12 protein-coding genes are annotated in these 13522 nt (G+C 47.0%); 7 read left to right on the forward strand and 5 right to left on the reverse strand.

The annotated features are described in order from the left end of the window. Positions 1–58: 58 nt before the first annotated feature. Complete coding sequence (locus IM638_02885) at positions 59–1300, reverse strand: tetratricopeptide repeat protein (GenBank protein ID MCA6361953.1); 1242 nt, start codon at positions 1298–1300, stop codon at positions 59–61. A gap of 79 nt (positions 1301–1379) precedes the next feature. On the opposite strand from IM638_02885, the gene IM638_02890 reads away from it, so the two are divergent. Both IM638_02890 and IM638_02895 read left to right on the forward strand, forming a co-directional pair. Beyond that, positions 1380–2390 (forward strand): SRPBCC family protein, encoded by a 1011-nt coding sequence (locus tag IM638_02890; GenBank protein MCA6361954.1) that lies wholly within the window; start codon positions 1380–1382, stop codon positions 2388–2390. Positions 2391–2456: 66 nt separating this feature from the next. Continuing rightward, the gene (locus tag IM638_02895) at positions 2457–2834 is read left to right on the forward strand and encodes a hypothetical protein (GenBank protein MCA6361955.1); all 378 of its coding nucleotides are present in this window, start codon (positions 2457–2459) and stop codon (positions 2832–2834) included. A 451-nt stretch (positions 2835–3285) separates the two neighbouring features. Here IM638_02895 and IM638_02900 read toward each other — a convergent pair whose 3' ends face one another. After that, positions 3286–4053 carry a 1-acyl-sn-glycerol-3-phosphate acyltransferase gene (locus IM638_02900; GenBank protein ID MCA6361956.1) on the reverse strand — a complete coding sequence of 256 codons (768 nt, stop codon included), beginning with the start codon at positions 4051–4053 and terminating at the stop codon, positions 3286–3288. Positions 4054–4134: 81 nt separating this feature from the next. Between IM638_02900 and IM638_02905 the strand changes: the two genes are divergently transcribed. The 4 genes from IM638_02905 to IM638_02920 are packed head-to-tail and all read left to right on the forward strand — an operon-like array spanning position 4135 to position 11332. Further along, entirely contained in the window at positions 4135–4827 is a 693-nt protein-coding gene (locus tag IM638_02905) for a hypothetical protein (GenBank protein MCA6361957.1), read from the forward strand. Next, positions 4824–7358: a hypothetical protein gene (locus IM638_02910; protein MCA6361958.1), complete on the forward strand. Its 2535-nt coding sequence runs from the start codon at positions 4824–4826 to the stop codon at positions 7356–7358. The genes IM638_02905 and IM638_02910 overlap by 4 nt, the downstream gene beginning before the upstream one ends. Positions 7359–7390: 32 nt before the next feature. Next, positions 7391–9814, forward strand: coding sequence for a hypothetical protein (locus IM638_02915; GenBank protein MCA6361959.1), 2424 nt, complete (start codon positions 7391–7393; stop codon positions 9812–9814). Between the two features lie 3 nt (positions 9815–9817). Continuing rightward, the gene (locus IM638_02920) at positions 9818–11332 is read left to right on the forward strand and encodes a DUF4836 family protein (GenBank protein ID MCA6361960.1); all 1515 of its coding nucleotides are present in this window, start codon (positions 9818–9820) and stop codon (positions 11330–11332) included. A 16-nt stretch (positions 11333–11348) separates the two neighbouring features. On the opposite strand, the gene IM638_02925 is transcribed toward IM638_02920, so the two are convergent. Continuing rightward, positions 11349–11786, reverse strand: a complete 438-nt coding sequence (locus tag IM638_02925; protein ID MCA6361961.1) for a MarR family transcriptional regulator — start codon at positions 11784–11786, stop codon at positions 11349–11351. A 95-nt stretch (positions 11787–11881) separates the two neighbouring features. On the opposite strand from IM638_02925, the gene IM638_02930 reads away from it, so the two are divergent. Continuing rightward, a complete protein-coding gene (locus tag IM638_02930) occupies positions 11882–12073 on the forward strand; it encodes a hypothetical protein (protein ID MCA6361962.1) in 192 nt (63 codons plus the stop codon). 181 nt (positions 12074–12254) lie between these two features. Here IM638_02930 and IM638_02935 read toward each other — a convergent pair whose 3' ends face one another. Next, the gene (locus IM638_02935) at positions 12255–12857 is read right to left on the reverse strand and encodes a hypothetical protein (GenBank protein ID MCA6361963.1); all 603 of its coding nucleotides are present in this window, start codon (positions 12855–12857) and stop codon (positions 12255–12257) included. 98 nt (positions 12858–12955) lie between these two features. Then, complete coding sequence (locus IM638_02940) at positions 12956–13471, reverse strand: nuclear transport factor 2 family protein (GenBank protein MCA6361964.1); 516 nt, start codon at positions 13469–13471, stop codon at positions 12956–12958. Between the last annotated feature and the right edge of the window lie 51 nt (positions 13472–13522).

Here is a 13522-nt window from a genome sequence, read left to right on the forward strand (position 1 = left end):
ATACAATAAGTCACGACACTACTATTTATCTGATGGTCTGATAATTTCTGAACAGCGTTTACATACACCCCAGTTTCGATTTATCCTTAGCCGCATCGGGGTGGCCCATTTGCTCGGCTTTGGTAATATCGGCGCAGCAGGCTTTCTGGTTTTGCAGGCGTGCGTAACATTGCGCGCGCAGGTAATAGTCGCCCGCTTCGGCTTTAATGGCAATAGCTTCGGTGAGTTTGTCAACCGCCAGCTGCCATTTTTCGTTGGCAAAATGCAGGCGGGCAATGCCGCGCAGCGCATGGGTGTTTTTAGCATCTATGCGCAGCACGGCGTTGTAATCGGTGAGCGCAATGTTGTATTTCGTTTTGCCCTGTTTGGCATTGGCATCGGCGCGGGCCAGCAGGGCAGGAATATCGTCGCGTTTGGCGGTAATGAGGCGCGAAAAATCTTTTACGGCGGCGGGATAGTTGGCCAGCTGCACATAGCAATTGCCCCGGCTTCGCACAATTTCAAGGTCTTTCGTTTTCATTACATCAATCAGCTGCGTGTAATCTTTCACCGCTTCAGCCGGTTTGTTTTGCGCCATGTTTGCTTCGGCACGCAGGCGATAGACTTCTTCGCCTGCTAGTTTGTTGGTGATGGCCTGTGTAAATGCACTAACTGCTGAGGCATGATTTTTTTGTGCCGCATAAATTTTGCCTTGTTCAAAATGTGCATCGCCGCGGGCGGGATTCAGTTTTATACAGGTGGTATAATCGGCCAGTGCTTCGTTGTATTTCTTGATATCGCGGTACACGCTGGCGCGTGCAAAAAACAAGTTGGCATCTTTTGCGTCGTAGCTTATGGCTTTGTTCAAATCAGCCAGTGCCAGATCGGTTTTGCCGGTGCGTGCATACAGCAATCCGCGCGAGGCGTAGGAGTCGGGAAAATCAGGATTGAGCTTTATGGCCTGCGTATAATCGGCAATGGCCTCGTTGTCTTTGCCAAGCTGCTGCTGAAGTTTGGCGCGGTAATAGAAACCGGGTGCGTATTTCGGATTAAGCGAAACGGTTTTATTAAAATCGGCCATCGCCAGATCGGTTTTGCCCAACGCCTGCTGGCAGCGCCCGCGTTCGCAGTACGATTCGAAAAAAGTAGCATCCTTTTTCAGCGCCAGATCAAACTCGGCAATAGCTTCAACATATTTATTCTGCTTGAGCAGTGCCTGCCCTTTTTCGTGATAAATATAAGCCGGCTGCGCAGCCAGCAATCCCGAAACAAAACACAGCAAAAACGCTGCAATACGGTTGAGCGAACTAATTTTTTTCATTGGCATAAAGATAACTTGCCGGTTGAAATGTGAACAGGCAAATTGGTTTACATTTACGGTTATCCAAAAACCGCACCACATGAAAATCCTCAAACGTATCCTTCTTGTGCTGGTCATACTTATAGCTGTAGTGGCTATAGTTGGCCTGTTTTTGCCTTCCGGCGCACACATCAGTCGCTCACTCACCATCAAAGCTGCCCCTGAAAACGTATTCAGTCTGGTAAACAACCTCAAAAGCTGGAACCGCTGGTCGGTGTGGCATCAGATGGATCCGAACATGAAAATTACATGGGGCGGGCCCGACGAAGGCAATGGCTCGTGGTATGCATGGGAAAGCGAACACAGTCAGGTAGGAACCGGAAAAATTACCATCACCCAGTCGGTGCCGTTTGATTCTATTGTGACCCGCATGGAGTTTATGGGCAGCGACGATCCGGCGTGGGGGCGTTATGAATTCAAAGCAGTGGAAGGCGGCGTAAGTGTTACGATGCGCATGGATGCCGAGTTTGGGTACAATATCATAGCCCGTTATTTCGGGCTGCTGATGAAAAGTGAGATTGAGAAAAACTTCGATGCCGGCCTCGAAAGTCTTCGTAAAATAAGCGAAGAGGGCATAGCCAAAGCGGCCAAAGGCGAGTATCTGATTACCGAGTCGTGGCAAAACGAGCAAACTTACCTCAGTATCCGCGACACTGTAAGTATGGCCACCATTGCCGAAAAATTCGGTGCCAATTACGGCCGTATCGGCGAACTGATGGGCAAGCAGGGCCTCAAAATGGCTGGCCCCGTTTTCTCCATCCTGCACAAAGGCGGCGAGGTGATGGAGCTGGAATGGGGCATCCCCGTGCCGCCCGAAGCAAAAGGTGAAGGCGAAATAAAGCGTATGACACTCAACGCCGGCAAAATCATAAAAGCCGACTATTACGGCCCTTACGAAGGCAGCGATCCCGCTTTTAAAGCCGTACAGCAATATGCAGCCGATAAAAAGTTAAGTGCCAGCGGGCTTTGCCGCGAGGTCTATATTACTGATCCCACAAAGGATCCCAATCCGGCACACTGGCTTACTTACGTGGTTTTAGACGTAAAATAATGGTCTGATTGTTGCTGATTCGGGCTGATTTTGTACTTTTAATCAATCACTTCAATACTTAAACTCATGAAACGAATCTTTGCCTTGCTTCCGGTTTTCCTTTTGCTGGTAATTTCGGCCAATGCCCAACGTCCGCAAACCACCGAAACACAGACCCCGCAGGAACGCGCGCACAGTTCGGCCCTGCGTATGAAAAAGGTGCTCGAGCTGAGCGATGCACAAACCACGCAGGTAGAAGCTGTTATTCTGAGCCGCATCGAAGCCATTGACCGCATCAATGCGGATGCATCTCTTACACCCGATGCAAAAGAAACTGCTATTCAGAAAGTTCGCACTGATAAAGATGCCGAACTGCAGAAAATACTCACCCCGCAGCAGTACACACGCTATCAGGAAATGAAAGCCGAGCGTGAGCAACGTAAAAATGCCTCGGGAGGTAAATAAGCCTCCGCAGCCACATTATCCGCAGCCGCACACGAAAGTGTTGCGGCTGTTTCTTTTTCAGGCACATACTGGCAAACATTGCCAAAGGCAACTAAAATGACATTGTGTAAAGTTTCAGTTGCCGAAGGCAACCAATCACGCTGTGGGAAGTTTTAGTTGCCGAAGGCAACCAATCACGTTGTGGGAAGATTTAGTTGCCGAAGGCAACCAATCACGTTGTGGGAAGTTTCAGTTGCCGAAGGCAACCAATCAGGCTGTGTAAAGTTTTAGTTGCCGAAGGCAACCAATCACGCTGTCAGGCTGTGGAAAGTTTTAGTTGCCGAAGGCAACAAACTTTCCACCACATTTGTGCAAGTCTCCAGACTTGCCGGTAAAAAGCATCTGTACCTGCCGCAAGGTATTATGAAAAATCTGTTTACCAGCCCCCGGAATTTCTCCCAAAACTACACCACTACTTGGTTTCCGAGCCTTCGGTAGCCGCATTGCGCGGCCAGTGGTAGCGCGGACTTTGCTCAATGGCATCCATCATATCGTGCAAGATATGCTCAGCATCCTGCGAAAGATCAAGCTGCATAGCAGGTTTAAAACGTATGCGCAGTGTTACGCCTTTTTTCTTCAGCCTCAATCCCTTCTTATCAAACGCCCGCCTGAAACCATCAATTACAATAGGCACCACAACCGGCTCATACTTTTTCACAAGATGTGTAACACCGCGTCGGCCCTGCGCATATACTTTGGTAGTGCCCTGCGGGAAATTAATCACCCAGCCATCTTCCAGCGCCTTTCCAATGTTCGAAATATCATCCATACGCACCTGCCGCTTCACATCGGCACTGCCCTGCCGCCACGTGCGCTGCACCGGTATGGCACCCACATAGGCAAACAGGCGCGGCAGCCAGCCCTTGCGCATGGTTTCTTCGGCCGCCACAAAATAGGTGTTGGTACGCGGCCGAAACAGATACACAGGCCGTTCAATGCTGTTTTTGCGCCCGTTTTTGTGTGCGCAAAACACATGCAGCATCGCAATCACATCGGCAAAATAGGTCTGGTGGTTAGAGATAAACAGCACTTTTTGCTGTGGAAGCCCTTGCAAATGCTCGGTGCCTTCAATAATCAGCTTATTGTAGCGTGTATATCTGAACCAGGTAATCCAGCCGATCACACACACTAAGGTGCGTTTCAGGAAGACTAAGTGACCAAACGGATCGCGTGTAAACATAAGGAGTTTAGCATCGGGCTGTGTGCGAATTTCGTATTTTTACGCACGCCGTTTACATTTCGGTAATAATCCCTGTTAACAATGTGCGTTTCAGCCGTTAATTATTTGCATAAATCGCTTTTCCTGCTGCTTTTGCTGCTGGTTTTGTTGTTTTCGGGCTGTTTTGAAATTACCGAAGAAGTTAATCTGAATGCAAACGGAAGCGGAAGTTTTACCTATACCGTAAACATGAGCCGCAGCAAAGTTAGTTTAGACGGCATCATGAAACGCGACAGCAGCGACGGTTATCGTGTGCCCAAACGCGCCGAAATTGAACGCGATCTCACCAAAGCACAAACCGTACTCGCACAACAGCCCGGTATCAGCAAAGTCACGATAACCCGCGACTGGGTAAACTACATTTACATACTGCGCTGCAATTTCAACACCATCGAACAGCTCGACCTTGCGCTCGAAAATCTTTCAGCTTCCTTTTCGCGCAATAAAAAAGGCATCCCCGAAGCGCGCGATAATTTCAACTATACCGGTAATTCCTTCGCACGCAGCAGTCATTACGATGCCGCCAAAACCGCCCCCCGGCTGGGCGTTACCGACCGCAACATTTTGCGTCAGGCAAACTACACCTGCATATTCCGTTTTGCAAAACCGGTAGCAAAATGCAGCAATGCCGCGGCACAAATTTCGAAAGACGGACGCGCAGTTATGCTTCGCCAAAACATGCTCGACCTTGCCGAAGGACGAAAAACACTTGCCAACACCATCACCCTGAAATGAAATACTTACTCAGCGCAGTTCTTCTGCTTGCAGGCTTGCAGCTTGCCGCCCAGCAGGCCGCATCGGTAATTCCGGCGCAGGCCATATTTGTTACACAATTCAGCCCCGGCCCCGTAGCTGCCGATCCGCAGCTGCAACAGCAGCTCCACGAACAAATGTTCGGCAGCAATGCTCCTTTTGCCCGCATCAACCGCTACGTAGAAGGCACAAACTCGCTCGAAGGCCCGCAGCGCGATTCGCTTTTTGCCTTCCTCAAATACGTGGCCGTAAACCCGGTAAACGCCGGCATCAGCGCCACACAGCCCATGTGCAATTATTACGACAAGCGAGATACCCTGGAGCTGAATGCCTATGTGTTTGTGCTCGACAACAGCACACGTTTTCTCGACTGGTCGGCGGCACATCTTTTTCCCCGTACAAAAAATGTGCAGCGCATTTCGCGCAACGGATACACCTATATCATACACGAGCACCTGGCCGTAGTTTGTAACGATAAATTTGGCTGGCTCATTTTGCCCGATTATTACCACGAAAGTTCGCTGCTTACGTATGATTATGATGGATATGACAATATTGTGGCTGTAGAGGAATATTCAGACTATGAAGCAAAACAACGTGCCATTGCCGATTCCATACGAATGGCTGATTCAGTAATGGCAATTACAGCCAAACAGGCCGCAATGGAAGAATACCGCGAAGAATCCAAACGTGATTCGGCCTACAACGCCGCCGCCGAAGCCTTCAACGAAAAGCTTTACGGACGTAACTACAAGATGTACGATTCTATTGCCAACACGGTAATGAAAGACCGCGAACAGCGTCGTAAAAAAAAGCAGGAAATCGAAACATCACTCGAATATGACATAGAAGTAAAAATTGATCAGCTGCGCGAACAGTACATTGACAAGCATACGCCCGATGATTTGAAAATAAAGAAAGAAACAGGAAATAACACGCGCGGCGAAAGCCATTATTTACTGCGCGATACAGAAATGCCACCTCAAGAAGTTGTAATGGGTGAAGTAATGGATGTAGCTGCACCCGATGAACCTGTGCCTGCAATGGAAGAACCTGGTTTCAGGAATGGAAGCGGTCAGGGAGCAGCCGGCAATGGAGATAAAGAAACCGGACAGGACGTAGTAGTTTCGCAGGAAGAGGTTGCAAACAATTTCGAAGCCGAACTGCAGCGGGCGTATGAAATGACGGATGCACTTTATTATTCAGGTGAATACCGCAACACGGAACGCGATTCGCTGGTAAACCGCAATTTGCTGGTTTATCTCGATGAAGTAATGAAACTCAGTCCTTCGCAAACAATAAGCAGCGAGCCGCATTTTGCCGCACTCGAAAAAGAAAAGTATGATGCCGTGTATTATGTAAGCTACAGTCGTGCCATTGAACAGGAATGGATGCGTGAAGCCAAACGAAACAGCTATTACGATTACTACGATGCCCTGGAAGAAAATTCGTCGATTTCGCGGGCTGCACGCAAAAAGCGTAAAATGGAAGTGGTTGATTCGCTTTTTAAAGCGAGTGTGTGGTATGGTGCAGGACTTACGGGTGGTGTGCGTTTTAACGGAGCCAACCTCAATGTAACACAGCAGTTTTTCTTCAACCAGAGTGTGACCGAATTAACCAAAGGCCTGTTCAGAGGCAAGGTGGATAAACGTTTGCTGCGCTATGTAAAAACTAATCCGTATTCAGTAATTGCAGTTTCGGCAAATCCCGAATCGGTTATTCGCCTCAGTTCACGCGCTTACCGCGAGTACATTCAGCTCATGGTGTATTCCATGTCGTTCGGCCGTTCAGACTTTGCGCTGGCTAATCTCACCTCGCTTTACCGCGTGTTTCTCGATGAGGATGTGATGTATAATTTATTCAGCGGCGAAGCGGTGTTTGCGGTGACTGATATTGTGGCGCGTACACGCACGTATTCATCGTATGAGTATGATGACAATTTCCAGTACCGTATGGTGGAAAAAACGGATACGCAGCTTATGCCTGAATTTGTGTTTGCTGCTGAAATCGGGCGCAAGGAAAAATTGCAGGAAATCATCAATATTGGTGTGCGTGCCAATGTAATTGTGCCGTTCAAAAACTATTATGTGTTTAGTCAGGTGCCGCGCGAGTTTGGTTTTATTTACCTCGCGTTCCGGCACGGCACACTGGTGGTCACCAACGACAGTATTCTGGCGAACGATTTTATTGGTCGTGGCTATTCGCGCAGCAAAGCACTTAACCGTAACGAGCGCCGTGAACTTCGTAAAAGTCCGGTAGCGGGCTGGTGGGATGCTGAGCGCACACGCCTCACCCTGCAGCAGCGCGGCGAGTATCAGGAACGTCGCGGCCGCCGCAGCGAACGTATTTCAAAAATCACCAACCGTGTAATGTTTCGCGGCCGTCGTGGTCCCGGCGGTTCCAACCAGATTGAGTTCAACGCCGTGTTTACCGACGATGGCCTGCCCGATTATGGTTACATCCGTGTGCTGCGCATTTTGCGGTTGATGCAGAATTTAGATCGTTCGTTTTAACCCAAATATTAACTAATAACCTCACATGTAAAATGTTCGCCGGAATTCGAGGCATTTTCAAATCAGTTTATTTTGCTCTTCTGAGTATTCCGTTAACTCTTGCCGCACAAGATGCCGAACTGCATATTCCGGCAACCGCTCTTTCTGTTTTACGCATAAATCCGGGACCTGTTTCTGCAGATGTGTCGTTGCAGCAGAATATGATTCTTCAGATAAACGATATACTTGGCACGAGCAGCAATACAAGAACACCATTCGGATCGCTCAGTAATCAACAAACTGAAAATGTCTCCACATTCATTCAGTTAATTGCTGTTGATCCGGCATCGGCCGGATTGAGTAGTAGTCAACCTATGTATATAATTAATGATATTAATGATACACTCTATTACACCGCATATATTTATTCTCTTTCAGATCAACAAACATTTGTCAACGCCTGTAAAGCAATATTATTTACCGATTTTTTTCCACTTAACACATACCAGAATTCTAGCTTTACCGCATTCAGCAGCGGACGAATAATTGTGGCCTGCACGGATAAAACAGCATGGATTTTATTTCCCGACTATACATACAGGTACACTATGAAACAAGCCTATCCATACACTGGATATTACTCATGGAGAGGTGTTTCACCATTACAATACGCAAAACATCTTGCTGATTCATTGATGCTGGCAGATTCTTTAATGAGGGCAGAATCGTGGCTTGTAAATCGTATTGATTCAGCTTATTCTGCTGCTGAAAAAGGCTTCCAGAAAATGCTTAATGACAATAACTTCAAAATTAATGATTCGATATATAATGCCGTAATTAAGAACCGAGAGAAAAAACGAAAGAAGGAAGAAATACTCAGCTCTTCACCAGAAGAAGATAAGGAAGCAATTACCAATGTCCTTCGAAAAAAATATTTTGCTTCGCATATTCCCCAAGAACTGCTTGATAAAGACACATTGAGAAGTCGTAATAATTTTGAATATCAATTTGGTGATACATATTTCTCAGAACCTGATTCAGCGTCTTTGGCAGCTTTAGAAAATAATCCGGACTTTAATAATTCAGAATGGACAGCTTACCCGCCCTTAAGCGCACTCCGCTTATCAACCGAATTGCAATACACAACCCTAACCGATACGTTTGTAATTCGCAACATGCTGACCTGCATTGAAAAGCTGGTATCACTTAATCCGCAAAACTCAATCAATAAAGAAGTAAATTTTAGTGCTGTTTCACGTTCAAATTCTGATGCTTGTTATATTTACAATATTCACAGACTGATGAAGAACAAATGGCAGAAGCAGGTAACATATAATATTTTTGATGATGTACCTTATAGTGTGTCTGCCCCGAATGGCATCAGTAATGACACCTTAACTTTATTATTAAATAGATCCACCCAAATAGCCGATTCCTTGTTCAGTGCCACTTTATGGAAATCAAGCGGCATGTGCGGCACCGTAAATTTTGAGCAGAACAAGTTTGTGATTGATCATCAGCTTTTCTTTAATTCAGAAGTGACGTCGGCATACAAAGGTATGTTCGGTGGAAAGGTTGGTAATGACCTGCTGGATTTTGTAAAAGCATCGCCACTATCTGTTGTGAGTGTTTCGTTTGACCCTCAAAAATTAGTTGATTTCGGAGCCCGTAGTATTGATGAATACATTGCGCTAATTAACATTTCAATTCACGGCCAGAAAGCACCAAACAACTATTACTACAACTTTTACCGTACAGTATTTACAATCTGGCGCATGTTAATTACTAAAGATCAGTTGCGGGAAATGTTTGATGGTGAAATGATTTTTGCTTTAACCGATCTTGTAGTTCGCAATTATAGCTATGAAACTTTAGAATTCGATGCAAACGGAAACTTCCCCGCGTTGGTAATGAAAACGGATTCACGGGTAGTGCCTGAGTTTATTCTTGCTGCAAAAATTAATAATACCGAGCGGGTAAACGAAATGCTTAATACTGCAAGAATATCAGGGATTATCACACCAGTTCAAGGTGGTTATAAATTAAACCTAAACACATCTCAATTGCGGCTTGGCCAAGCCTATGTTTTTCTTTCGGGTAACAAACTGGTGTTGACCAATGACAGTGTGCTGACATACACCTACAGTAAAAAGGGTTATCCAAAGAATTTATCGCTGAGCAAAGCAGATAGAAAAACACTTCGCAAAAGTCCGGTAGCAGGCTGGACAGATGCTGAGCGCACAAAACTTGAAGCGAATCAGCGAAATGGGAATACCAATTCTGATAATGGCGGAATGTCTCCTTTGACCAAAGGACGGCTGGGGAGACTGGTATTCTATGGAAAACGCGGGAAGAATGGCATGCCTGTTTTACATATAAGCGGATATACAACTGGCGAAACTATTTCTGACAACGGGTTTATGACATTTTACCGCGCCATACAGATTATACGTATCATTTATCCCAAAGGCCTTTAGCCTATGCACTACCTCCGCTACACACTTCTCTCGCTCATTTTTCTTGGCGCTGCGGGTGCGCTGGCGGGCTATTTCTTTTTCCGCCGCACCGTACCTGTACAGGCGCGTTTCATACCGCACGATGCGGTGCTGGTGCTTACAGCTGATGTGCGTGAGCTTGCGCTGAATGCCAAAGGCGGCAAACCACTACTGCCCGAACGCGGCGGCGATGCGGTAAACAAACAGCTTGCCGCGCTCAGCCATGTGCTTGAAGAACATGGCGGTGGCGGCATTGCCCAAACGGCTGATGTGCAGCTTTTCCTCTTTCGCCGCAACGAAAGTGCCTGGGCGGGTGCCGCACTCGAACTACACGACAGTGCAGCTTTTGGGAACATGTTGCGCAGCAACGATCTGAAACGCGAAATCATGCTCAGCCCGGCAGGCAGCAACCTGTTTGCGCTCGACTCATCGGGCATGGTGCTGGGCTGGAACGGCGATGCGGCACTTCTGCTGTACCCGGTTGGCAATCATGAAACAGCTGCAACGGTAAAAATGCTGGCTCAGTTGCTTGCGCTTGACGAAGGCAAATCTATTGCATCAAATAAAGCATTTTGCAATGCCGTGCTTCAGGAATTCGACCTCAGTCTCTGGATTAATCCGGCCGAAGCCATTTCGTTTACGCAGTCGGCTCCGCTGGCCGCTTTGTTCGGCACAATCGCGCAGCTTCATCTTGCTGCTGATTTCAGCGATGGAGAATTGAGCGTAAAACGCTACATCACAGAAAACAATTACGTGAATGCCGGAAAATCTCAGCCTTGTCCGCCAGGCGAAACAAGCGCATACTGGTATTTCAGTACAAGTGCGCTGTACAAACATCCGGCAGCCGACTTGTTTTTTGACGATAACGAACTGAACAAGGAGCTGGCCGCACAACTCACAGGCCAGTGCGCGGTGTTTTTACACGATACAGCTGGCTACACAACCAGCTACACCGAAACGGTAATGGACGAAAACTTCAACACCGTGCAGCGCGAAGTGAGCCGCCACGCCACGGAGTTTGGCCACACCTGCGTGTACAACCTGAAAAAAGGCGCTGATATAAACGCCCTGTTTGCGCGTGCGGCACAATCCGACAGCAATATTGTACAGCAACACAAAGCCCTGCGTATTGCTACCGGAAACCTAGCCCGGACGGCTTTTTTGCAAGACGGATTTTTGATTGTAAGCACCACGCTAAGCGGGCCCTATTCAGCAAAAAAGATAAACGCCGAACAGCGGTTTGCTGCCGAAATAAACACAACGCAAATACTCCGTTTGCTTCCGGCCGTGCATGCCGACTGGCCGCCGCAATGGCTGAGTGTTGCGGCATTGTTCGGAAAACACATTCAACACGCTACGCTGTCCAAGCCGGTTTTCAAAAGCACCAACAACTACAGCGATGAATTTACAATTCACTTCGCTGCAAATGACATCAACGCCATGCTGCAACTCCGCGATTTATTGCGGGAGGCAGCATGGCTGATGCAACAAAAAAACTGATTGTTGGTGTTGTTTCTTATCCGGCGAGAAGAGCGAGATTATCGCTGAATTTCTCGGGTTTTGAAAGGTTGCTGAAGAAATTGCGGTCGGTGTCATTAACCAGCTGACGGGCTTTTGCGACTACTTTTTCGCCTGAAGGTGTAAGTGCAATGTGAAATGCACGCGCATCAGCACGGTTGGCCTTGCGGCTTACCCATTTCTTTTGTTCAAGCACACGAAGCACTTTCGATGTCATCATAACATCTGTGCCGGCCACTCGTGCAAGTTTTACCTGCGTGGCAGCTTCGCCTTCGGTTTTGAACTGTTCAAGCGTTTCGAGCAGCAAATACTGCACATGAGTGAGGTCGAGCGGGTCAAGTGCAGTTTTAATTGTACGCTGCCAGCTGTTGCTAACCTGCCAGAGCAGGTAACCTGTTCTACGGTTACGGTTTTGGGTCTGTTTTTTCTTTGACATTACAGGGGTGGGCTTTGTTGTTCACACCAAATATAGGCCGTGTACGATAAGATTGTATCAAAAGTTGCTGTTTGAGTTGTAGAATAACCGCTTAAATGCCGCTGTTTGTCTGGTATTCCGGCTTTTTTGGAGCCGGTTCTCAATTAGTAGCTACAATTAATATATGTAAGATTATTTCACCTGAAATTGCCTTATCGAAGAAAAAAACACAATCATCGGCAAAAAAAACAATTCTAAAGAATAATGAGGTTTGTGTTGAATTAAGTGCAGGTACTATTTATTTATGAAATAAACTGATATTATGATTTTGAGCAGGAATTATTTAAAATTATTGTTTTAGCACATTAAAAAATCGTGGCACAAAGTGTCCTGACGGTGTAAATTGTTATGCACGCAGATAATATACACGCCATATAAAAAATCAGGATGAAGAATACATCCTGATTAGTTTACAACTTATTTACATATCTAGTACTCTTCCGAATACCCGATGGTTAATCCGACCCGTACTCCCCATTGCTCAATCCGGTTTTCGGGATTATAAATTAGCGTGGTGGCTACTGTGGGAGAAAGAAAAAAGTTCCAGTCGTCGCGCGGAACGACTTTTAGCCTGTATTGAATTGTACCCGATAATTTCCCCAGCTCATCATACGGATTTCGCCTGTACCAGTAGTCCATACCTAACGGATTGAGCGAGAAATGATGGCGGAACCGGCCTTCGCTATTGGCATATACGCCCATTCCTTCAGGTAAAATGGCGAGTAGCAGCCCGGTTACATTCCAGAATCTTCGGTTTGTGCCGCCAAACCGGCTTAGCAACCATACACCGGCAACCGTGCCGGCAGGTGCGTGAGCATAAATGCCGCCGTTGGTTCTGGGGCCGATACCCAGCTGCCAGTTAACCGTAAAAATGTCGCCAACAGGCAGATAAAGATTGAACCCGTAGCTTTGCTGAAGCCGGTTGCCGAAAAACGATTGTTCGGCATGGAAGCCACCTTCAATGCCGCCTTGTGCACGCACAAAGCCGGTAAACAGGCAAACGAACAGGGCAGAGGTAAGGAGTTTTTTCATGGTAGGGAAAGATAAATTATTGGTAAGAACTGCACAAATCGGGCCATGTGAGGGTGTAGAGGCAACAAAAAAAGAGCGGATCGGCTGGCCTGTATGGCTTATTTATGATCGTAGCTGATCACCCGTGTTACTTTCCAGGCATTCCCTGTTTTCTTCCAGATCATAATGTTTTTGAATATGCCGCAATCTTCTTTCCCGGCTTCGGTATGGCAAAACTCATGGCGGCAAACTTCTATTGCGCCATAATCGGGAACAGGATATACTTCCATTGTTCCGGCAACCAATTTCCTGCGCAAACCGGTGTCTTTGTTCCGCTCAAACAACAACTGAAAGCCGCTGGCCGTACCCGCAAAATCGGCTAAGCCGCCTTTGTCGTGATAAAACTCTAAACTGTCGGAAAAAAACGCCATGAGTCCGGCACTGTCATGTGCATTAAATGCGGCAAACATGAGACTGTCCTGTGTATATATTTCATCAAATAATGCGGAGGACGCAGGCACGTAAGCGCCGGTTTCTGTTTTCGCCGTGTCTGTCGGGAGCGCCTTGTTTTCATCAGATTTGCAGCCGGTGAGCGCAACAAGAAGAATTATACATGCGGAGAATATTTTTTGCATACACAAATTTAGTTTGCATGTAATGTACAGCTTCTTTCACACCTGTGGCTT

The sequence above is a fragment of the Bacteroidota bacterium genome (assembly GCA_020402865.1).
Classification (GTDB): domain Bacteria; phylum Bacteroidota; class Bacteroidia; order Palsa-965; family Palsa-965.